Source organism: Acetivibrio sp., assembly GCF_035371925.1.
Taxonomy (GTDB): Bacteria; Bacillota; Clostridia; order Acetivibrionales; family Acetivibrionaceae; genus Hungateiclostridium.
This window is the reverse complement of record NZ_DAORXT010000039.1, coordinates 1-24391: the sequence shown is the minus strand read 5'-3', so window position 1 is coordinate 24391 and position 24391 is coordinate 1. Positions and strand designations below refer to the sequence as shown.

The following is a 24391-nucleotide window of genomic DNA, read 5'->3' as shown; positions in this document are numbered from 1 at the left end:
TAAATAAGTGTGATGTGTAATTCGATGACTTACTAATATTTTTTCGTCATAAACTATAAAGTTTTTTACCGTATACTTTTTCAAAATTCAAAGTTCATATAATCAACCCTTATTGCCCATAGGTATTGTTATATAAAATGTAGAACCAATGTTTTCTTCCGACTCTACCCACAATTCTCCCCCAAACTTACCCTTTATTGTTGAATAGGACAGCAGCAGACTCAGCCCTGTTCCATTTTTCCCCTTTGTAGTCACCATACGCCGAAACAGTCTGTCTTTTATTTCATCGGGTATACCCTTTCCGTAATCTCTGATAATATATTTAACTGTGTCTCCTTCTTGTAATATATGGAAATCAATGACAACTTTGCCATTATCCTCTTCTCCATAAGACTGTACCGCATTAATCAAAAGATTTTCAATTATCTGTATAAGATTTGATATATCTCCTGCAATTGCCGTTTTGCAATCAATCTCAATTTTATAGTTCAAAGTGGCTTTTCTGATTATAGGGTTGTTATTCTTTATAAACATAATACGGTTTATAAGCTCTTCGATTGTAAATTCATTTATGGAGTCGGAATTGAGTTGAACAGCTTGAGATTTGACAGTTGCAATAACATTTGACATATAGGAATTGTACTCTTTTAGTTTGTCTATCCATTCCTGCATATCCTTGGCAATTCCCTTGTGGTCTTGCACAGTAACTGACGGGTCTTCTATCGATGTAATGTATTCATTTACAAGGTCTTCTAAGCCAAAGCACGCACCGGATATGGACATTATGGGAGTCATAAGATTGTGAGAAATTCCTCCAATAAGCTGTCCCAATGAAGCCAATCGTTCGGTCTCTCTAAAGCTTTCCTCAATCTTCGCTCTTTCCATAAGCATCAGGGCACCATTTAGTGTGTTGCTTATCTGCCCCCTGATAGGCTCAAAGTTTAGTACGTCATCATTTACCACTTCAAAGCACACATAGCCAAAATGTTCACAATTAAAAAACAATGGATTGACAAGATATGTAAACCGTCTATCTTCTCTAAAGAATCGGTCTGGCACAATACTTCTGGTCTTTATATATCTAATACTGTCATCAACAGTTATTCTCTCGTCATTATAGTAAGCATATATCAATTCTGAAATTTCGGGAAGAGTAAAATTGCCGTTAAAAATAGAATCAACTTCATACAACAAGGTTTCGCCGCAGTATTTTAAAATAAAGCAGCTTCTAATATAGCTAAGTCTCAATGTCTTAGTCACGCAATCAAATAATTCTTCAAGGGAATATGTCTGTAAATTCTCATGTATCCTTTGACCGGGAACAAGTCTTAAGCTGCTGTCACTCACAAAACTCAGTTCACTTACGTCTTTGCATCCGCAAGATCCTCTCTTGACCAAAACAGAAGGAAGCCTGATTATATCATCAACCTTCTCCCCTTTTATCTTTTTCAGCAATGTCTCAACGGCGCAAAAACACATTTCTTCAATAGGCTGCCTAACTGTAGTCAGAGAAGGTTTGACCAGTCGGGATGTTACGGAGTCATCAAATCCACATATCACCCCTTTTTTAGCCAAATCCAGGCTATGGGAGTCTTTCAAGTCCCTTAAGCATTTTATTGCTCCACAAGCCATATCATCATTTGCGCTAACTAGTGCATCATACTCAATACCGTTCATTATTATCTTTTTCATAATGTCATACCCTGTTTGGGCCAAAAAATCTCCGTCAAATATCAGGCCGGTATCAACATCAATATTATTTTCCCCCAGAGCTTCATAGTAGGCTTCCAAGCGTTCAACAGAATCCATGTTTGTTGGAGGTCCGGATATATATGCTATTTTTCTAAAACCATGGTCTTTTATAAGATGTGTTATCTGTTCCTTCATTCCCTTCTTGTTGTCTATCACAATGCTCGTAGCATGGGGAACAATAATCCCCAGTGACACCAGTGGTATTCCTTCATAACGCTTGCAAAACTCAACAAATTCCTCATCGGAAACGTAGCACGCAATCGGAGCGCTTGCAATTAATATTCCGTCCAGCCTGGTGCTGTCGGCAAAACTATAGCATATTTGATGCTGACTGTCTGCCAAGGAAGGGTTGTTAAAGGATCTGCCTTCGTAGACGATAAGATTGAAGTCATATTTTTCTGCAGCCTTTTTCGTCATCAGATAAACCAGATTAGAATAGCTTACATCTATATCGTTCACCAAAAAACCAATAGTTCTGCGCTTCTTCATCTCGTTTCTCCTTTAAGCGTATTTTTAGATAAAGATCCTCCAACTCCCCTGTTTTACTGTTGTTTAAACATAATTTACTGCTGAGAAACAAAAAACGCATATTATGTATAAGAATATTTTGATGACTCAGAATGATTTTACAAGATTCACAAGATTATTTCGGACATATATACTTGAAAAAATGAAAACAGACTTTTTTTCTATTATACCATAAACACTAGAAAAAACATATATTTTTTTTAAAACATAACTATTTTTTAATCCACTTTCTGTACAAATACAATACACATCCTAAGACCAGCCCAATGCCAATTACCACCATTGCAATTGCTGTTAACAATGACTTACCGATTTTAGGTACTATAGAGCCTAAAGCAATAAGAACAAGTCCGCTGAGTAAAGCCACAGCAAGAAAAATAGAATACATCTTGATATTGTTAAGGGTTATCAAATTTACATCGGCTTCCAATGCACCGCCGGATATCATTTCATCATACTGTCTGTCAAGCCTTTCAAGCCTGTTTGCTGCCATCAAAAATACAATAATCAAAAGAAAAAGAACTGCATTTGAATTGGATGTAAAATACTGTCCCAATTCCGAACTCAGAATAATAGCTATGAGTAATTTTGAATGAAGCATTACAGAAGGTGCTGCAAAAAATATACATATTACGCTGATAACCTTTTCAAACTTCTTGTAACAAAGTCCGGTAAAAACAAGAACTGCAATATTTATTATTATAAAAGTTCTAATTTCCGTTTTAAATAAAGTAAGAAAGGTTCGGTAAATAAATGAATCATGCAAAAGAATGTACGATAAAACATAAGCAATAAATGAAAACACTATTCTAGCTGACAATGACCATACCTTCAACCTTTAACTCACCACCTGTTTTAATAATGCACCGGTAAGGCTTTCCTTGTTCGGATCCCAGTCAATCCAAACACAGTTTTTTCTTATATTTGCCGAAAGCACCTTGTTCATAGCTTCAAGAAGGTCAGCTGCCATCATTTCGTTATGATTTTCAGCCATAAGTCCGTATCCCATTATGTTTATCAACATTATACTGGGAGCATGGCCCTTTCGAAGCATGGTGTATTTTGACATAAGGTTTATACCCTTTAGAATTTCTTCGGAGTTTCTGGTGCAAAACCTTGTAACAACTACAAACATTGGTCTCAATCCGCTAAAGTAACTCCTACACGAATACACAGTTTCTTCCAGATTTTTAAGCTGCTCGGATTTCTTTTTAGATACTCCCGTAAAATTTCTTATTTTCATAAGCTCCCGTAAAATCCTGTAATGCTGCTGTCTTCCCGACCCGGAATTTACAAATATGTTGCTTCCGCCAAAAGTATGAAAGGATACGCTGCAATTATGGTTTACATAGTAGTCGCTAAGACTGTTTACAGCCTCGACGGAATACTCTCTTACATTCTTTATGTTTGAACCGAAGGACATTATTGGGGATGTATCTAAAAAAATCCACACAGATTTCTTCCCTTCTTTTTCGAACTCATTTACCACAGGCCAAACATTTCCTCTAACCAAATTTCTCGATGTAACCTTCCAGTTTATTGATTTGAAAGGATCCCCCGGACAATAAAGCCTAAGCTCCTTAAACTCCTGGGTTGACATACCCATGCTTGCCAAGGCTCCCTCCGGCATCGGCACTTTGGACACTGTGGACATACCCCTCACTTTTTTAAGCTCAATAAGCCTTGGAGTTACTTCCACAGTCAAATCCGTCTCATATTTTCTGTTTGTCGAAAAGCCCCCGAGAGAGTGTCTGGCCTTCCACTTGGTGGTTTTAAATGTGTAAGTTCCCGACGCAGTACAGCGAATAGTGTAATTTAAACATAACTCTTTCGGCTCAAACCCTTTCCATGCCGCACAGTAATTGGTTCCTTCCACCAGCTCAAAATGCTGGGGCACAACATCGCATATCTCTATAGAACCAAATCCCGATTCCACCTGTACCCTTACGGAAACCTCCAACAGCTCCCCCACCGAAACCCTGTTCTTTGAAACGGTCTTCTTTACCCTAACTCCATCAGGCATTTTGAAATAATATCCAAAACCCATTAATATAAAAGGGATAATGGAAACAAGTATCAATATGTTGTTGGCAAGAAGAAACCCTATTGAAACCAATAACAAAAATATGATACTTACCATAGAAACTCTCTTCGGCATTTACGAAAGCCCTCCTGCGTTTTCCCGTGTATAGCTTTTGGGAACATCTGTTTTAGTTACAATGCTTCTTACCACTGCCGAAGCAACCCGGCCTTCCATTATTCGTTCAATATGCAGAATAACACGATGGGCAAGAGCATCTACAGCCATAAGCTTTACATCATCCGGTATTACATAATTTCTGCCGCTTACAAGAGCATGGGCTCTCGACAATTTCAACAAAGCCAGTGCTCCCCTCGGGCTTGCGCCCAGCCTTATATTGGGGTTTACCCTGGTATTCCTTACTATTTCCGTAATATACATCAGAATATTGTCATCCACATAAACCTTTTCCACCTCATTTTGGAGCATCAACAACTGTTCCATCGAAACCACAGGCTTTATATCGTTGGTAGGGTCATCCTTTTTCCACTTAATCCTTCTTTTCAATACATCGCACTCTTTTTGGGCACTCTCCAAATATCCTAAGGACAGCTTCATTATAAACCTGTCCATCTGTGCCTCGGGAAGCGGATATGTACCCTCCATCTCTATCGGGTTTTGCGTAGCCATAACAATAAACGGCGGTTTTAGCGGATATGTTGTACCTTCTATCGAAACCTGACGTTCTTCCATGGCTTCAAGCAGAGCAGACTGGGTTTTGGGCATCGCCCTGTTAATTTCGTCCGCCAAAAGGAAATTGGTGAATATCGGACCTTTTTCAAGCTCAAAAGAGGAAGAGTTGCTCTTCCAGATCTTTGTACCCAAAATATCTGAAGGCATAAGGTCGGGAGTAAACTGTATTCTCTTCCATTCACAGCCCGTAACTTTTGCAAAAACCTTTACAAGCAAGGTTTTACCAAGTCCCGGATTATCCTCAAAAAGTATATGGCCTCCCGCCAGGAACCCGCAAAGTATCTTTTTTAAAATCATGTCATTGTCTGCAACAAATACCTTTCCCACTTCATCAATTATACTTTTGCATAGTGTTTGAACCTGTTCCGAAACCATTATTATTTCTCCTTCCATATGCTTCTAAATTTTTAATAACAAATTCAACAATCCTCATCCTTTTCTGTTTGTTTCTTTCCTCAATAACCATATAATGCTTTCTGCTCATAAAAGAAGGCATCTCCGGATCCTTGTGGTCCACAATGGGTGCAATCATTCTTTTTACAGTCCAAATCGGAACCCCTGCTTTGTTTGTCATAATAAAAATACAAGCTATAAGTCCGCTTTTGCTCCCATTATACACAAAGTCATTTATATGCGATGTTATATCGGAGATATCTTTTATCTTGTCAAAGTTTATCCTTTGAAGATGCTTGTTAAGTCTTTCTTCCGGACTGTTGTTTGCAGCGGTCAAAAGCTTTATCGAAAGTATAATAAAAACAACAACCAGAACTACAAATATAAATAACCATGCAACCCAAATTGAATCCGACATTATAATCCTCCTTAGATCCAGAATTAAAAACAGGACAATAAAAGTGGCAAAAAACTTGCTTGCATGATTCGACCGAAGCCAGTTTGCCAGCCCGTAGGCTTTTTTATTTCCGCTTAATTCTATAAATGACGCAAGCTCAAAAATACAAAGCACAATAAAAGAATATAGAACCAGTTTTCCCAAAGAAAACCTAAAGCCTGTATATTCATTACTTTCAGGCCAAAGAACATAATACATAAAACAAGCAGAAAATCCTGCTATTAAGTATGAAACTATTTTAATGATTTCTCCTTCAAACACTCTGTTCTCATAAATACCTGAAATCTTGAAAATGATAATCGAAACCGTTATAGGTATTATTCCGCAGGCTGCCAGCCTGACTTCAACATCGGACGAAATCAAAAACCAAAAGAGAAACAGAGAAATTCCATTTCCCAATACCAAGCATGAATCGCTCAATACCCTAGCCCATTTTCCTTTAAAAAAATACATGACAAAGTGTTTGGCAGTAAGTCCTATGAGAAACATCTCAACAGGAAATATCAAAAAATAATAGCTTTCTTTTGAACCATATGCCGGTCCAACAGGAATAAAGAATATCAGTACTGTTAATACCATGTAAATTACAGTAATTGCCGGATAAACCATTAATCTATTTAAAGGTAAATCTGCATTCAATCTGTTTCTTGCTTGCATTCAATCCCCCCAAACAACTTAGATTGAACTGTTTTTATTAAGTTCTTTGATGAAAATATAGAACCTTTCATAATCACTTCTCACGATATTTTCATCACTATATACAGCCTTTTCAAATATAAAGAAAGCGCTTTCCAAAACCCAGTGTCTTTCGGAAACAATCTTTGGCTTTATTGTATCATGTATTTCTCGTAAAGTCATAACATCAGTAATTCCCGTAATACTTGGAGATATTTCTTTTAAAAATTCTTTCCCGATTGCAATTATCTCTTCCCTGTAATCAACTATCCTTATGTTCCTTGTTCCGGCTCTGCCATTCTCCCCGGATATCTTGATTTTATATTCTCCTTTTTTATGGAATGTACTCCCAAACTCTCCTCTAATGCCTTCACCGTCATAAAAAACGATGGCTAAGCTTTCATCAACTCCCCATACATCGGGTAAACCTTCACCAATCTGGGGAAATTCAATATAAAATTTAACTCCTTCTCTTTTTACCAATTCCGGGCTCATTTCTGTTGGCATAACCATATCCGTTCCTTCGGTAGCCAATACAGGCAATTCTTCATCTTTACGGTGAAGCATTCCTTTTTTCTTTAGTGCAATTATGACACTTAAAAGTATACAAGCCAAAATCAAAACTACAATCAATATATTTAACCAGTATATCTCCCACATATATGCTTCTCTCAATGTAAAACTGGGAGAGAAAATGTCATTTCCTTCAAACTCAACTTCATATATCAATAAATATCTTCCTGCAAAAAAAAAGTTTTTGTAATGAAGATAGTCTTCAGGAATATCTATTTCAATCTCCTTGGATAATTTTCCGTCCTCCCCGGATACCACTGTTTCAACAATGTCCAAATAGTCGAAGGATACATTGACATAAAGCCCTTTTACTCCCTTGAAGGAAAAATCGTCAACAATCCTTCCTGAAAATTTAAATTTATTACTGAAAATATTCTTGGGAGAATCTATCTCAAGAAAAGTATCTCCAAGAACCTTCAACTCGGGATCGCTTGAAGACGTCCTGTAAATATCATTTTCCAGCAAATCCGCGACAACTTGATACTTTCCTGCATCCGTATCTCTTTTTATACCGAAAACAGCCTCAAAATCCCCATTCTTGACATAAGCTTTTTCATAGGATAAGCAAGGCTCATCTTTGGATTTTTTCAAATAGATAAGAACAGTCATATTGTCAAGGCTATTACCGTAGGAATCCGTAACAGTTCCCTTCACCGTAATACTTTCACCTCTTCTTGTCGTATCATCGGCAAAGGTAATTTCGGTTATCGTTTCCTCAGGCGGACGATAAATAACATCGTAAGAGAAAACGTCCATCGGAACCCATCCATAATCCTCAAACTTTATCTCGGGATAAATATAAACCTGGTCGGCATACACCACCTGATACTTGGCATTAGGCAAAAGCTTGTAGCCCACCGCAAGCCTGCATGGAATACCCACAGCCCTTAAAATAACGGTATATGCAGATACAAAGTCCAGATGGTTTCCCACCCTGTCTTTTCCTAAAAGGAAAGAAGTAATTCTATCATTGCTTCCGTAATCGTTTATCACACTATTGTCATAAGTGTAGTTTTCCGAAAGGAATTTTTCAACATATTTTATAGCTTCATAGTCAGTGCTGCAATTTTCAATTACTTCGTCAGCTATCAATCCAACTGCTTCGGGTATATAAATATCATAGTCATAATCGCCATCAGTTTTGGCATTAAACAAATCTATTTCTTTAGGCGGAGCCTCATACTCCATTTCATAAAAATTTTCAATAGGGTCGTTGGAATAAAAAATTCCGGACTCTTTATACTCTAAAAGGCTAAAATCATATTTCATTTCAAAATTGCCTGAAAGTACGGGAATATAACCCTTCGAAGGCTCCACAGGCTTTATTTTGACAGAATTTTTCGAAAACTCCCTGTTCATTTCCTGGTTAAACAAAAATCTTAGCTCCGGTTCTTCATTTGCCATGCTCCAGCGATTCTTTTGGTAGTTTTCCATAACCATTATCCTCACGAAAGGATAATTGGGAACGCCCAAAACTTCAAATGCAGGTATGTGGGGATTCTTGCCCTCAGTAATAACCAAGGTGTTACCGCCCATTCCAAAAGACGAATCGGGCAGCCATCCGTCACCGAACATATCAATATTAGGCATTTGATCCGGTGAGATACCATAGTCTCCGCCCTGGCCGGGAATCATGCTTTCAGGTCCCTGCCCATAAGCATCGCCATAGTCTCTTCCTTCCTCACGCTTTCTTTTTGCCCTTTCCTTCCAGTCACGTCCGTCATTTTTTCTCTTCGAACTGCTTCCTTTATTCTTTTTGGTATTGCGATCGCTTCCGTTATTTTGCGAAGTTCTTTTATTATTTTCACCTCCGAGTGACTTGTTGCCCAACAAATCCAGCATATTTATGGCGGACATAATAAGAAGCGTCGATAACAAAGCAATTAAAAGGAAAACAGCAAGATTTATTAAGTTTTTTCTATTATTTACATTCAATTTCTCCATATACAGTTATATATTATATAGGATTTTTTAATATTTGTACATCAAAAATAGTATTTTTGACGCAGAAACTCTTTGCTCATTATAGCTCAATTTTTCTTCTTTTTTCTTGCTAAAATGGCCTAAAACAGTATGACTTCTTTGTGGTGGACACAAATACTCATTCTCCATATTTTTTTAATTCTTCCATCTAGCATTACCTACTCTTGCTGTATTACATATAAAAATATCGCCTTATGGAAATTTGGTATTTGCCATACATAAAAATACCATCTACTGCTCATGATACAATAGATGGTGTTACATTGCCGCTATTAGCTTGTTTGCCTCCTCTTCGGTTATTACCTCAACCCGAGACATCATATCTGTATTTCCTATTCTGTATGGCGAGTCAGGTTCTTCCGTTTCATCATATCCAAAAAGTCTGTCGAATAAAATATGCTTAGTGTCTACAACCCAACCTTTTTCTTTATCGTAAAGATAATATACATAGTTATCCATTTTGCCAATTAAATTTAAGTCGAGTATTTTATAATATAATATTTTCTCACTCATTTATTTTCACTTCCTCAATGTCTATAGTTGTCGCTCAGCGTTTTCAGCTCTCAAGCATTTTGCAGAGAATTCTGTTGTTCCTTCAGAATTTGGAGGAATAATTTTCTATACATCATATATTGTTTGTGCTCTACTCCTAATGTTTGCTTTAAGCCTTGTTTTAATGGAAGTCCACTTCAACCCTCCAAGCCACTTCCCACTATTTTCAAGCATTTCGGGCATTTTTTGACAAAACTTTTTTTACGCAAAATCCAATAAAAAATACCTCTTTTTTATCGATTTTCACACATTTTCGAATTACCAACATAATCTTACAGCCAGCTATTTTCAACTGTTAAAGCCCTATCAGCAAAAATTTCTCAATAATTTTGCAGCCACAATTTTACATTTACATCATCACTTATATTTTAAATTTATCATAAATTAGCTATTCTTTCAAGAAATCAATACATCTAACACATAAATATTATCATACTCAAAAGCACTCTTTTGCTGTCCTTCATACGGATTCCATAAATTCTCGAATTCCTCATCAATTATCTCAAATCCCGCTTTTTCCATCAACACTTTTAAAATCCTGACAGACTCACCGCTCCAGCCATAGCATCCAAACGCCGCTGCCTTCTTATTTATGCCAAAATCATCTGTTTTTAAACCCAAAAAATAATTATTTAAAGCAAAAATGAGCTGCAAATTATTAAATATAGTATAATGGACGTGGGATATACAGTTTACTTAATTTTATAAATTTGACGGAGGGAAATAGATGGATTTAGTTGTGAAACGATTTCATGAATTGTCGGTTGACGAAATATATGAAATATTGAAGGTTCGAGTTGATGTATTTGTAGTAGAGCAAAATTGTGCATATCAAGAAATTGATAACAAAGACAAATACTCATATCATGTATTTCTGAAAGATGATACAGGAATCCAGGCATATTTAAGGGTTGTCGACAAAGGAGTTTCTTTTGAAGATGTATCGATAGGAAGAGTACTAACTGTAAAAAGAGGATGTGGATTGGGAGAAAGAATTCTTTTGGAAGGTATCAAAATTGCAAAAGAGAAAATGAATGCCGATAAAATAAAAATTGAGGCACAATCTTACGCAAAAGGATTTTATGAAAAAGTAGGTTTTAAGAAAGTGTCGGAGGAATTTTTGTTAGATGGTATTCCACATATTAATATGGTTTTAGAATTTACACCGGAAAAATAAATTTCGCTTAAGAAGAAAGCCGGTTTGCATTTTTGGTATTATGTAAAATAAAAATTAAAACAAAACTTATTAATAAGCCGCAAAATATTATCAAATAGAAAAGACACATTATACACGTATTGATATAATATGTCTTTTCTGTTTGGTTTACAATTTTTTAGCATGAACAATACTTCAGTAATAAAGTTTAATGTGCTATTCCGCCGCTTTAAAGTTATATATGGGCTTAATAATATCTACAATTTCAACAGTATCCTGAATATTTTCAATAATTTCCTCCATAGGCTTGTAGGCCATAGGAGATTCGTCAATGGTAGATTTGGTTACCGTTGTTGAGTAGATACCTTTCATAGACTCTTTAAACTCCGTAAGTGTTATGACTTCCTTGGCCTTTGCCCTGCTCATCAGTCTGCCTGCACCATGGGGTGCCGAATAGTTCCAATCCTTATTGCCCTTTCCAATACAGATAAGGCTTCCATCCCTCATGTTAATCGGAATCAGCACTTTCTCTCCTTGGCGTGCGGAAATTGCGCCTTTTCTGAGTATCATACTATCCAAGTCGATATAATTATGAATAGTGGTAAACTGCTCTTCCACTTTGAATTTCATGCGTCGAACAATCTCATCCACAATTGCCTTTCGGTTTAATACCGCAAACTTTTGCACCAGTCTCATGTCTGCAAGATAATCCTCATAGCTTTTACCTTGAACGTAAGCAAGCTGCTTGCTTATTTGAGGCGGTTTAACCTTTTTTATTTCTTTTTGTATTTCTTTTTCGCGGCCTTCAGCTTTCAGCCTTTCAATAATTTCTTTAATCGCATCAGTGCTCTTTACAAGCTCCTTGTATCCCAAGTCCTGATAATATTCTGCAACTTGCTTTCCAAGGTGCCTGCTTCCCGAATGCACAACAAGATACAGATTTCCCTCGTTGTCTTTGTTTACCTCTATAAAATGGTTTCCTCCCCCCAACGTGCCGATACTTAGCTTTGCCCGGTTTAAATCCACATGCTTTCTGCACCTTAGTTCTTCCAAGTCAATATCTCTTACATACGGGTGCTCCGTTTTGCGAATGTCAAAACCTGCCGGAACAAATTCATGAATAACCTTATCCAGCTTGCTCAATTCAATATTTTTATCCTTCAGCTTTATGGTTTCCATTCCGCAGCCTATATCAACTCCCACCAGATTTGGCACAATCTTGTCGCTGATTGTCATTGTAGTACCAATGGTACATCCTGCACCGGCATGGGTATCAGGCATGATTCTAATTACACTGTCTTTCACAAACTCTTGATTGCAAAGCTCAATTATCTGGGAAATTGCCTCTTGTTCAATGTTGTCGGTAAAAACCTTTGCCGTATTATATTTCCCTTTAATTTCTATCATAAACTCACCACATTTCCACTTGCCTATATTTTTAATGCGTAACAGACGGTGTCCAGTACTTGTTGCCGTATATGTCCGTAATGCGGTAAGTCATCATATAATCCCTGTTTCCAAGGTGTAAATTCTCTATTTCCCACTCACCGGTTGCCGTGTACTGCTCACCAAGGAAATAGGTATTTATGTACTCACCTTCATAAGTGTAGTAATCGCAAAGGAAATCAATTTTGTCTCCTGCCACAATATCTATGAGTCCCTTTGCCAAAGTTTCGGTCTCGGTATTTGTGTCATATTTTATCTGGGCTCCAAGTACCTTTCCATAAGGATTTTCGTTATCAAATACTACAATAATATCAACAAGCTGCCCGTTTAACAGCGCAGGAATTCTTCCTTTGGTTGAATAAGTCTCCCCGCTTCGGTCATCACTTACCATGTAATAGCTTACAATGTTGCCGTTTAGCGCAAGCCACGTTCCGTCAAATTCCATTATGAGGTCTCCGTCATCATTGAATTCATAGACATTATCAAGACCAAGGTCAATAAATCCTTCACCGTCATCTATGAAAACATTCATTTCCATCTGCTGTACAAGGCCCCACTGTTCTTCGGACAGGGCCAAAACCCTCTGCCCGTCCTTTTCGGTTATCTTGAGGGCTGTGGAGTCAAACCGGTTCTTCTTGTAATAATCTATGGAGGACCTCATGAGGTCAACATCAAGCCATTCCGACGCATCATTATCTCCACCCGTAATCCTGCCGTAATTTCCGGAACTTAGGAATTCATCCAACAAAAGTTCCAAAGCGGCAGAAGTTACAGACTGGCTGGAATTTGATGAACCCTCCAAGAAGCTTCCCAGCAAAACGTCAAGCATATTATTGCTGCCGCCGGATACAATTTGTCCTCCCGCCGACACACTTGCAAAGCTTTTAATACATTTGCTGTATTCTTCATCAATGCCTATCTCTTCATAAGTATCAAGCATTGAGTTCACCTTCGAAAGATTGCCGTAAGGGAAGAATATTGACAAACCGTTGGCATTTGTTATGTTTTTCGACGTACGGTTATATTTGATACATCCGCGAAGTGCTTCGGCAAGCTTTTTCCCCTCGTCGGTGCCAAGATTTTCTGCAAAGTGTACAAGGTCTATCTGATTTATCTTGGATGATTTTGCAAATTCCTTTGTATTGGCCCTGGCATTGGATACAGTCTTATATTTATTTTTAGTAACCAGTGTGTCTATTGATTTTGCAAACTTTGTAAAGGATTCGGGTATGGTTCCCTTGAGCTCTGCCAAGTCAACAAGGGATAATGTAGCCTGACTGCTCGGTGTTTTTGCTCGCACTTCTTTTACATAATCATCAATCAGCTTTTTCCCAAGGTCTATGGTTTTAATCGAGGTGTTTTGGGAAAGGGCCGTTATCCATCCCGAATAATACCATCCGATCCCCGGCTCAACCTCTTCCGAAGCAATCATATAGTCTGCATAGGGTTCCAGAACAATGGCTGTCTCAAGCGTTGCCATAAGGCAGGCATCAAAGCCTATCAGGTCAAAAACACAGCCTCCGTTTTTAAGGGCAACAGCAATTTCATCGAGTTTCATAGTATTATTTGGATAGTGCTGGTCATAGCCATAGCCGCTGACCGAACCTCCTCCGTGGTCCCACAGGATAAGCATATAGCGGTCTGCAGGATAGTTTGTCTTGCAATATTTTATGAAGTCGGAAAGAGTATCCGGCTCTACCATCGACTTTTTGCCCAAATTGTCCTCTAAAAGCTTAAGCCCGTCATTTGTGACTTTAAAGCGCTGATTTGTCCTGCTGTTTACGGTATTATTTTGCCATTTCGAAGTTCCGCCGGTTTCCACAATAATATTTACTTTGTCGGAAATCTCGGCATTTAACATTTCTTTCAAATCCGAGGTAGCCATACCCCATTTTGACTCAAGGTCGGTACCGCACATGTATATCATTACAGTCGCCACATCATCTCCATTGCCCCTCAATACAGTCCTTTTTTCACGGGCAAGCTCCGATACTGTGGTCACAACAGGATATTCACCTTTGTCAACATAATTAGAAGCAGATGACGTACCTGTTTGAAAATTGTTGGTTGAAGTTGAATCTCCGGCTCCCCCTCCAAAGTTATTATATATGTAGAATGCGATTGCCAGAACCAATATCAATATGGTTAAATACTTTGAGCAACCTGAAGACCTGCCGCGCCGGCCGGACGAGTAGCCTCCATAACCGCCATAGCCTCCGAAACTTCTATTGCCTCCAGAGCTTCGTCCCGAGCTGCTTCCCCTGCCTGCCCCGGTTCCCTTAGATCTGTCCGAATATCCCCCGGGTTTACCTACTGGTCCTGTATTTAAACCGCTGCCGCGTCGGCTCACGTTACCGGTACCTGTTCCTATACGTTTTTGTCTGTCTGTAGGCCTGTTATCTCTTCTATCCATTAAATAATGCACCCCACCAAAGAATAATTCTATTAAATAATTATAACATCCAGTTTTTTCATGGTCAACAAATCAGACAAGTCCGTTTTTCCTGTAGTTGGCAATCTCTTCTCTTCCTTTGTCGGTGAGCCTGTATACTCCCCGGGACACTCTTTCAAACCAGCCGTAAAAATTGTCCTGAAGTATTGATGCTGTCTTGTCCGGATCCGTTCCCATATTCTTTAATTGTTTAATACTCAAAGAGCCATTGGATTCAAGAAAAGCTGCAATTTTCAAAGCTTGCTCCCTGTATGCGGTAATTAGCTTTTTCCCGGTAGAACCTCCAACGTTGTAATCTCCGTGTCGTTTTGAGAATTCTTCAAGAATCAGTCTCCTTTTTGCGGATGAGAGTTTTATGCTCTTTCCCCTGTCAAAAGGCTGAGGTCTTATGGCTTCTTCCACGAAAGCCTTGTCTTGCTTAAAGGAAACCAGAAGCAAGCCGAGTTCCAAACGTCTCAGCAAGTGGCATATGTTCTTCCACCGCCGGGTAAACAAAACTTTGCCCTTTTTGGGTACCGCAATATATACAATATCGGCTATTCTCTGCCTCAATACTGCCTGCAAGATAACATCAAGATTTAAAGTCGTTTTCATCTCCACAACAAGAAAAGTGTCTCCCTTTACTGCAGAAACGTCACAATTGCGCACCTCACCTTTTACATCATACCCCAGCTCGACAAGGTATTCCTTTACCGGCTTATACAGGTCTTCCTCCAACAGCTTTTTCTCTTTCTCCGCCATAATTGCTCTTATCCTTTCACTTATACTAATTAATCACTCTTCCAAAAGCTCTATTCCCACCATTTTCATCAAATATCTGGCATTGCTGGTTTTACACTGTCCCCGCCTTAAAATATAGTCAAATTTTATTTCGTTGTTGGTGTAGGTTTCTGTAAAGTGGTAGTTGACAATTCTTCCGCCATGCCCCTTCTCCAAATTGCAGAGCTCAAAGTCGTGGGTTGAAATCATTCCAATAACCCAATCCTTGTTAAGGTTTAGCAAAACATTTTTTGCACCGATGACTCTGTCTAGGGAATTGGTTCCCCGGAAGACTTCGTCAATAAGGAATATCATTGGCTTCTTCTTTCTTGAATGGTCTATTATCATTTTAATCCTCAAAAGCTCTGCATAAAAAGTGGATATTCCCTCGCTCAAATCATCAACAATTCTCATTGAAGTGCATATATCCATTACTGAGCATGTCATCTTTTTGGCACAAACAGCAGTTCCGGCATAAGCAAGCAAAAGATTAACACCCACAGTCCTCAAAAGAGTAGTTTTGCCGGACATATTGGACCCTGTAACTACACAGATATTATTGCCCATATTAATGCTGTTGCACACACGCCTGCTCTCATTTATCAAAGGATGTCCCATATCAATTGCATTAAAAGAAACCTCCCTGTCCGACATCTCGGGAAAATCCCATTCGGGGTTCATCTGGGCAACAAGAGCCAAACTTGCCAAAGCTTCAAAATCACCTATGGTTTGAAGCCAGCTTCGTATTGCCTTGCCGGATTTCGCTTTCCATCTTTCTAAAGCAAACACACAGTGAATATTCCAGAACAAGAAAAGGTTTAGAATAAGCTCTACTATATAACCCTTTCCAACATCAATGGAATTTACAATTTTCTCTAAATCCTTTATTTGCTCCGATGCCGGCCTTTTTCCGTCAAACAGTTTGGATTTCAGCTCCTTTAGGTATTCATCCTCAAACTCCTCTTTTTCAATTAATTCAATCAATTTTTGAAATACCTGTATCTCATTTTTATATCGGCTTACAGGACCTAAAATACCGCTTGCCCTGCCATAGCATACAATATTTATGACAGCCTGTATACCAATAAGAGAAAGAGGTATATACAGCGAAACCGATGGATCGAACATACATATAATAATAAAAATGATAGTTAGCTCAGGAAGAATATAAAACAATTGCCCAATAAGCTTATGACGAAAAAGTTTTTTACCTTCCTCACAAAAATCAATTAGCTTGTCCGGATTTTGCGAAGCATTTTGTGCATACATTCCTTCACACTGTAGGCTCTGGCAAAAGTCAATTTTCCCCGAAAGCTCTTTTATGGCCTTTTGTCTCTTTCTTATTTGTCCGGGCTCTTTTTTAGGATTCTCCAGCAACCGCCTTAATGCTTCCCTTCCGAAAAATGTATTTGTTGCATTGATCCATTGAAAAAGTGAGCCGTGTCCAAAGACATCAAGGTCATTGGAATACATATGCTCAGGGTTTAAATATTCATCCCCTTTGTCCTCAAACTCTGTCCAAGTACCCTCCATTCTTGCTATGCATCTTCTGTTTATTTCAGCAAAAATGCGATATTTTAAAGCTTTTTCGATTATCTTTTGATGCTCCAAAACTAAAAAAAGAAACAGTGCAAGAAATACTCCCATGCAAATGAATCCATGGGCGCTGCTCAAATATATAAAAACAAGCACCGTAAGAATTAAACCTGCTATAAATGTTGCAAGCCTTACTGTACTGAATATTTCCGAACGCGCTTCAAGCTTTTTTGCATTGCCTTCATACTCGTTTTTACGCTTTAAATATATTTCTTTGATACTCATTTTTCCTCCTCGTCATTCGTACCGTTTTAATAATATTACATCATATCTGTAGTTTTTTCAAAAGGTTTCCTGTAAATTCACCTTATTTTCCATCATATTTTGGGGATATGCAAATTATGCACATATAAGAAAAGAGCTGCTGCGCAGCAATTTATTCAACTGCTTGCACAACAGCTCCCAAATTTAATTTTGCACTGTCCCAAACACTATTACGGTACAAGGTAAATATTCGGCTTTGGAGGCTCAGCCATACCGGCTCCGATAAAGAAGCTTGTGTGCGGAGGCTGATTGTATGCTACGTTCTGCCAAGCTATACCCAATCTGTAAACCGGGTCATGCATTAGTGTGTAAATACGCCTGTTCGTTACCGCTGTTGTAGTGTATATTCTCAAATACTTGTTGTCCGTCGTTCTAAAGATTACCTCTTCCCTCCAGTCTCCAAAGAGGTCTGCCTGAAGACACGGAGTTGATTTTGTACCGTTGTTGGATGCGCAGCCGCTGGCAGAGAGTAATGTTCCTCCGCCGAACTTGCTTATCGTAGTACCGTCAAGAAGCTCTCTTAGCTCGTCTCCATCCCACCATATGACAAAGTTAATCTGACTTGGAGCACTGCCTATATTCTGACCGGTACAGCTAAACAGTGGAGAACCGGAAGCCCAAAGCTCCGCTCCCGGAGATGATGCTGTTATATCAGCCGCACAAGCTCTTCCCGTATCACTGGATCTATTCCATCTAAACAGAACCTGTCCTGTCTTCGCATCACGCAAAGCTGCACCACCTGAACTTTCAAAGCAGCTCCAAATCTCAAGCCCCGGTCTGTTGGGATTAAGGTCACTTACATGCATTGCATCTCCATGTCCTAGTCCTGAGGAGGTATACAATCCCCTTCCGTTGTCATCAATAGTACATGCTCCGTAAATAATCTCATCTTTTCCGTCGCCGTCAACGTCTGCCACACTCAAGTTATGATTACCCTGTCCGTTGTATCCGCTATAATTGTTGCCGTCAAACACCCATCTCTTTGTAAGCTTTCCGTTTCTGAAATCCCAAGCCACAAGCACGCTTCTTGTATAGTATCCGCGGCACATTACAAGGCTCGGTCTTTGACCGTCAAGGTATGCTATGCACGCTAAGAAACGGTCCACCCTGTTTCCGTAATTGTCTCCCCATGAAGATACATTTCCTCTCGGCGGGTCATAATCTACTGTTGTAATTGCAGCACCTGTCTGTCCGTTGAACACTGTAAGGTATTCAGGCCCTGAAAGTATGTATCCGCTTGAATTGCGATAATCCGCATTTGGATTACCTATAACATTTCCTCTTCCGTCTCTTGTTCCGTCAGCTGTCTTACATGCAACCTCTGCCTTACCGTCCCCGTCAAGGTCATAAACCATAAACTGGGTATAGTGGGCACCGGCACGGATATTTCTTCCGAGGTCTATTCTCCACAAACGTGTACCGTTCAGCTTGTAAGCATCCAAATATACATTATCGGTATATCCGGACTGGGAGTTGTCTTTTGCGTTATCCGGCTCCCATTTCAATACAATTTCGTATTCTCCGTCTCCATCAAGGTCTGCGGCACTGCAATCGTTGGCCGAATATGCGCTTGACGGCGGCTGAATAGGAATCTGCAAATAGTTTTGCGCCCACACACTTGCCGGTTTTGATGCCGCCTGCTCCTGTCCGTTAATAATCGGACATACCGTATATGTTGAGCTTGTGGTTCCGGCGTTATCCACATAGTTTGTCGCACCTGTAATCGGTGAGGAGTTTACCTTCGTTCCGTTACGGTATAGATTGAAGGCAATGTTGGATGGATCGGTTCCTAACATTCTCCAACTTACAAAAACACCGTTGTTTATTTTTACTGCCACCACACCTCTGTCCAGTTTCTCCATCTGACGTGATCCGGGAAGCGGAGTAACCGGCTCAAAGGTTGGCGTAGGTACAGGTGTGGGCGCAGGTGTTTCATTTGTCGGCGATACTTCAAGATAGTCCACATTCGGTCCGCCGTCCGAGGTAATTCCTGTTGCTCTGATAACGTTGTTACCGCTATTTAAAGTTACAACTATGCTTTGATCTTTCCATACGGTCCATGCTGAAGTAGGATAAAAGTCCAAATTATTTGAAACAAGATTGGAATTTACCCTTATTTCCATTTGTCTATTGTTGTTCGAACCGTTGGCATATCTAAAGGTGAGCTTATATGCACCGGAATTGGATACATTTACATTCCACTCAATATATCCTCCGGGCTCATTGTCATAATTTATATAACTTCTGCCGTCATAACCTTCATTTACCGTTTCCTCAAATGCCTTGTATAATGATGACGCATCCTCAGCCTGGTATTTTACCTTTTCATCCCCAGTTTTTATATCTGTTCCAACTGGAAACTTGTCAATAACATTCAGCAAATACCTTTTTAACATTGAAAGGTCTGTTGAATCAACCTTTGAATCGCCATTAAGGTCAAAAGCTACCGACCAATTTGAAATGGGGGGCTCCGAAATGGTTTTCAGTATGTATCTCTTACCCAAGTTGTAATCCGTCGAATTAACCTTTCCATCGGCATTGAGATCCCCATATTTGGTTGAAGCCGGTGAGGCTGATAAAGAATAACTTGAAAATAAGCTTATTATCAGACTCAAGGCCAATAAGAATACAAGCGTTTTTTTCATCTTTCATCCTCCCTTATAAAAATTGCCTTTATTTGTCCCTCTTTTATTAATTACGTAATTTTTATTTTTTTAAGGGTAGAATTTTTCTTTTTTCATAACTATTTTTTTAGTTATTTTGCCGGTACTTTTTGCTACATAAAATATTGACATCATTATTCGGCCGGCATATAATATAACTAAGATATATGAATACATATTCATATGTTCAATTCATCAATTATACTTGGGAGGAATTGATGTTGGAAGAAAAACGTGACTCTTGCGAATGCAATGTAATACACGAAGACATAGTAAGCAAAGTTAAAAAGAATATGCCCAAAGAAGAGCATCTTTACGACTTGGCAGAGCTTTTCAAGGTTTTTGGCGATACCACCAGGATAAAAATTCTATACGCATTGTTTGCCTCCGAAATGTGTGTATGCGATATTGCCACACTTATAAATATGACCCAGTCGGCAGTTTCCCATCAACTCAGGGTTCTGAAGCAGGCAAGGCTTGTGAAGTATAGAAAAGAGGGCAAAGTAGTGTACTACTCACTGGACGATGACCATATAAAGCAAATATTCGACCAGGGATATATGCATATAACGGAATAATGTATCAAGAAAGCAGGGATAGAATGAAACAAGCAGGAAGGAAAGAGTTAATACTTGAAGGTCTGAATTGTGCCCACTGTGCGCAAAAAATAGAAACGAAGGTGAAAGAAATTGAAGGGGTCAAAGATGCGTCAGTCAATTTTGTGTCAAAGAAAATGACTTTAGAGCTGGATGATATGCTCCAATCGGCAAGTATCGTAGAACAAGCATCTTTGATTGCCAAAAGTATAGAAAAGGATATTGAGGTCATCGATGAGCAGGAAAAAAACAAGGAAAAGGATGACGATAGTGATTTTGATAAAAAAGAATTAATAAAGCTTGGCCTTGGAATACTTTTATTTGCCGCTGCATTAGTCTTGGATTTAAGCTACTGGGTTGAATTCGGGTTGTTTTTTGCAAGCTATCTGATTATTGGAGGAGAAATATTGCTAAAAGCCCTCCGCAATATATCAAAAGGCAGGATATTCGATGAGAACTTCCTGATGTGCATAGCCACAGTCGGAGCATTTTTAATTGGGGAGTTCCCCGAGGGTGTGGCTGTAATGCTCTTTTACCAAATAGGTGAAACCTTGCAGGACATGGCGGTAAACCGCTCAAGAAAATCCATCGCTGCGCTTATGGATATCCGTCCCGACTATGCAAATCTTAAAAAAGGTGACAACATAGAAAAGGTATCCGTAGAGGACGTCAAAGTCGGAGATATAATAGTTGTAAAGCCCGGAGAAAGAATACCTTTGGACGGTAATGTTGTGGAAGGCAGAACAATGCTGGACACCTCGGCCCTTACCGGAGAATCGGTTCCGCGCGAAGTATATCCCGGTGAAGCTGTCCTTTCCGGTTCGGTTAATCAAACCAACCTTATTAGCATCGAAGTTACAAAATTATTTGGGGAATCCACAGTATCAAAAATACTGGACATGGTACAAAACGCCGGCAGCAGAAAAGCTCCAACCGAAAACTTCATCACAAAGTTTGCAAGGTATTATACTCCGGCTGTAGTTTTTATCTCGGCAGCCTTGGCAGTAATTCCTCCGTTGGTTGTTCCCAGTGCCGATTTTATCGATTGGGTTTATAGAGCGCTTATATTTCTCGTAATCTCATGTCCCTGTGCACTGGTAATTTCCATACCCCTCGGGTTCTTCGGCGGAATTGGAGGAGCCTCAAAAAACGGTATTCTCATTAAAGGCAGCAATTATCTTGAAGCATTAAACAGCGTTGATACCGTAGTGTTTGACAAGACCGGTACTCTTACAAAGGGTGTCTTTAATGTAACTGAGGTCAACCCTGCGTCAGGCTTTACCAAAGAGGAATTGCTAAAGTATGCAGCCTATGCGGAAAGCTTTTCGAATCATCCCATTGCTTTGTCAATAACAAAGGCTTTCGGCGAAGCTATTGACAAAAGCAAAGTGGAAAGCTACGAAGAAATTGCCGGTCATGGAATAAAAGCCGTTTCCCATGGCAAAGAGATATTGGCAGGAAATAACAAGCTGATGACAAAAGCAGCCATCCCCATTGCCGCTATTGACGTTTCAGGAACTGTGGTTCATGTAGCCGTTGACAGAAGCTATGCCGGATATATCGTAATTTCGGATGAAATAAAAACGGATTCAAAGAAAGCTTTAAAAGAATTGAAAGAAATCGGGGTAAGAAAGCTGGTAATGCTCACCGGAGACAATAACGGCATTGCTCGCAAAGTAGCAAACGAAGTGGGAATTGATGAATTTCATGCAGAGCTTTTGCCCCACCAAAAGGTAGAAGTAGTTGAGCTTTTAGATGGTAGTAAATCCCGGGGCGGCAAGCTGGTGTTTGTTGGAGACGGCCTGAATGACGCACCGGTTCTGGCACGGTCCGATATCGGTGTCGCAATGGGAGGTTTGGGCTCAGATGCTGCGATTGAAGCTGCAGATGTGGTATTGATGACTGATGAACCCTCAAAGCTGGTCAGTGCCATTAAAATTGCAAAAAGGACCAAAGCCATTGTTTGGCAGAACATTATTTTTGCCTTGTCCGTAAAAGTTCTGGTCTTATTGCTTGGTGCCGGAGGTATAGCCACCATGTGGGAAGCGGTATTTGCCGATGTTGGAGTTGCATTGTTGGCAGTACTCAATGCCATGAGAGTAATGAGAATCAAAAATGTATAATTTATCAAAAGCTAAAAAACAGGTACTCTTTTAATAAGTACCTGTTTCTTATGCTTATATCTGTTTTTATTTTTAATAGTAGAAGTACTCGCCTTCTATCTTTTTATATAAAGATCCTCCTCTTGATGTAAACGGCCTGTTGTTAAAATACAGACAGTTTCCAATGTTGTTGACACCCTCTAAAGCCATCTTCGCAGCAACAATGCACTCATCCGGGGGTACCAATTCTTTAAAGCCGCTTTTGTACGCCGGAGGAAATTGTCCTTTCTGGAATATAACATCATACACAGTATTGGGAAACGACGGGCTTTTTACTCTATTTAACACAACATTTGCAACCGCAACTTTTCCCTCAAGAGACATTCCCCCTGCTTCAACAGTTACTATTCTGGCAAGCCACATTAAATCCTCGTCAGTATAATTTCTGTTGTATATACATTCTTCAGGTACTTTAATTCCGTCTTTTGTTATTGAAACTGTATATGTTGTCTGATTCCAATCCACTGAACAGCCGAGAATTTCCGATACAAACCTTAATGGCACCATTGTGCGTCCGTTTGATATTTCAGGAGAGGTATCCATTTCTTGCTTAACTGCATTGATATGACATTCTTTGCTTCCGATAATTAACTCAATATAATTATAGTCATCTTTTATTACGACTTTTTTATCTTCTTCGTCCCATTCTACTTTTGCTCCAAGAGCTTCAGCGACAAAACGTACCGATACAAATGTCCTGCCGTCTTTAATATAAGGCCAGTTATCCATTTTAATATAGTTGCCGTTTACCTTTACAGATATGTAGATCTCTTTTGTAATCGCGCTTGCCTCAAAGCACCCAATAAAAATTACAAAAAGTACAATAAATACGGCTAATGCGGCTTTAACCCTTCTAGTTTTACACCTTCCTTCATTACTCATGTTACACCACCTTTAATAAATTGAATTAAACATGACGGCAACATTTTATCATAAAACGGCCAATATTGAAAGTTAAAATTTCACATTGGTACATATTGGCAAACTATAATTCCATCAAACTTTGCAATATGGCCGTTTGCACACTTCTTCAAAAAGTATGTTGAAGCAAAAGAAAACCCGGCTTACCGTTTTATCGGCTGCCGGATGTTTCTAGCTTCCATGGCATTTGAAATAATGAAATCAGTTGTTTGATGATTATCTTTTATAAACAAGTTTTCCCTTTGCAGTATAGCTAAGTATGTACAGCAAAACGGGATTAAAATAATTAATGAAGTAAGTTGCAACCAAAGCCCGAAATCTAAAAATAATAGGCAAATAATCATATAATTTAAACATTACTATTCCAACTGTAAAAAGCACTATTAATAATGGTGTTATAGCTATTAGCCTATTAACTTGTCTATCTAGAGACAAAAATAATAACAATGCGAGAAGAACCTGAAACTCAAATTGGGTAACTAAGACAACAAACATCAAGTCATATCCCAAATTGGGATAAGTAAAATATAGTTCATATAACGCTAAGCTGCCGCATACAAAAGTGTAAAGAAATACTAATATAAAAAGGAATCGGTAATGTAAATAATTTTGTGTATCGGAATTTTTACAATCCATCTTAGCAAGAAATTTTGAATTTTTGAAGTTTACAGAATGTTACCTTAAATCATT

At 38.9% G+C, this 24391-nt stretch carries 17 protein-coding genes; 3 read left to right on the top strand and 14 right to left on the bottom strand.

From position 1 onward, the window contains the following. Nucleotides 1–102 precede the first annotated feature (102 nt). The 8 genes from PLH43_RS07095 to PLH43_RS07060 all read right to left on the bottom strand — a co-directional run bounded on the left by PLH43_RS07095 (nt 103) and on the right by PLH43_RS07060 (nt 10307). Nucleotides 103–2241, bottom strand: a complete 2139-nt coding sequence (locus tag PLH43_RS07095; protein WP_324361524.1) for a substrate-binding domain-containing protein — start codon at nt 2239–2241, stop codon at nt 103–105. Between the two features lie 250 nt (nt 2242–2491). Further along, nucleotides 2492–3100, bottom strand: coding sequence for a hypothetical protein (locus PLH43_RS07090; protein ID WP_324361522.1), 609 nt, complete (start codon nt 3098–3100; stop codon nt 2492–2494). Nucleotides 3101–3118: 18 nt separating this feature from the next. Next, nucleotides 3119–4438: a DUF58 domain-containing protein gene (locus PLH43_RS07085; protein ID WP_324361520.1), complete on the bottom strand. Its 1320-nt coding sequence runs from the start codon at nt 4436–4438 to the stop codon at nt 3119–3121. Beyond that, nucleotides 4439–5428, bottom strand: coding sequence for a MoxR family ATPase (locus tag PLH43_RS07080; RefSeq protein WP_324361518.1), 990 nt, complete (start codon nt 5426–5428; stop codon nt 4439–4441). Then, nucleotides 5385–6560, bottom strand: coding sequence for a hypothetical protein (locus tag PLH43_RS07075; protein WP_324361516.1), 1176 nt, complete (start codon nt 6558–6560; stop codon nt 5385–5387). Before PLH43_RS07075 ends, PLH43_RS07080 begins: the two co-directional genes overlap by 44 nt. Nucleotides 6561–6578: 18 nt before the next feature. Then, a complete protein-coding gene (locus PLH43_RS07070) occupies nt 6579–9095 on the bottom strand; it encodes a transglutaminase-like domain-containing protein (RefSeq protein WP_324361514.1) in 2517 nt (838 codons plus the stop codon). 297 nt (nt 9096–9392) lie between these two features. After that, a complete protein-coding gene (locus PLH43_RS07065) occupies nt 9393–9647 on the bottom strand; it encodes a hypothetical protein (protein WP_324361512.1) in 255 nt (84 codons plus the stop codon). Nucleotides 9648–10082: 435 nt separating this feature from the next. Next, the gene (locus tag PLH43_RS07060; RefSeq protein WP_349255144.1) at nt 10083–10307 is read right to left on the bottom strand and encodes a hypothetical protein; all 225 of its coding nucleotides are present in this window, start codon (nt 10305–10307) and stop codon (nt 10083–10085) included. Nucleotides 10308–10413: 106 nt separating this feature from the next. Here PLH43_RS07060 and PLH43_RS07055 point away from each other — a divergent pair, with 106 nt between their 5' ends. Then, on the top strand, nt 10414–10863 hold the full coding sequence (locus PLH43_RS07055) for a GNAT family N-acetyltransferase (protein WP_324361510.1): 450 nt from the start codon (nt 10414–10416) through the stop codon (nt 10861–10863). 195 nt (nt 10864–11058) lie between these two features. Here PLH43_RS07055 and PLH43_RS07050 read toward each other — a convergent pair whose 3' ends face one another. From PLH43_RS07050 to PLH43_RS07030, 5 genes are all read right to left on the bottom strand, one after another. Continuing rightward, entirely contained in the window at nt 11059–12249 is a 1191-nt protein-coding gene (locus tag PLH43_RS07050) for an RtcB family protein (protein ID WP_324361508.1), read from the bottom strand. Between the two features lie 31 nt (nt 12250–12280). Further along, on the bottom strand, nt 12281–14701 hold the full coding sequence (locus PLH43_RS07045) for a clostripain-related cysteine peptidase (protein WP_324361506.1): 2421 nt from the start codon (nt 14699–14701) through the stop codon (nt 12281–12283). Nucleotides 14702–14773: 72 nt separating this feature from the next. Then, on the bottom strand, nt 14774–15481 hold the full coding sequence (locus PLH43_RS07040) for a DUF2161 family putative PD-(D/E)XK-type phosphodiesterase (protein ID WP_324361505.1): 708 nt from the start codon (nt 15479–15481) through the stop codon (nt 14774–14776). A gap of 33 nt (nt 15482–15514) precedes the next feature. Next, nucleotides 15515–17320: a DNA mismatch repair protein MutS gene (locus PLH43_RS07035; protein WP_324361503.1), complete on the bottom strand. Its 1806-nt coding sequence runs from the start codon at nt 17318–17320 to the stop codon at nt 15515–15517. Nucleotides 17321–17529: 209 nt separating this feature from the next. Then, a complete protein-coding gene (locus PLH43_RS07030) occupies nt 17530–20004 on the bottom strand; it encodes a dockerin type I domain-containing protein (RefSeq protein ID WP_324361501.1) in 2475 nt (824 codons plus the stop codon). 239 nt (nt 20005–20243) lie between these two features. Here PLH43_RS07030 and PLH43_RS07025 point away from each other — a divergent pair, with 239 nt between their 5' ends. After that, a complete protein-coding gene (locus PLH43_RS07025) occupies nt 20244–20600 on the top strand; it encodes a metalloregulator ArsR/SmtB family transcription factor (protein WP_324361526.1) in 357 nt (118 codons plus the stop codon). Between the two features lie 23 nt (nt 20601–20623). Next, nucleotides 20624–22741: a heavy metal translocating P-type ATPase gene (locus PLH43_RS07020; RefSeq protein WP_324361499.1), complete on the top strand. Its 2118-nt coding sequence runs from the start codon at nt 20624–20626 to the stop codon at nt 22739–22741. Nucleotides 22742–22813: 72 nt separating this feature from the next. Here PLH43_RS07020 and PLH43_RS07015 read toward each other — a convergent pair whose 3' ends face one another. Then, nucleotides 22814–23662 carry a stalk domain-containing protein gene (locus tag PLH43_RS07015; RefSeq protein ID WP_324361497.1) on the bottom strand — a complete coding sequence of 283 codons (849 nt, stop codon included), beginning with the start codon at nt 23660–23662 and terminating at the stop codon, nt 22814–22816. Nucleotides 23663–24391: the final 729 nt, after the last annotated feature.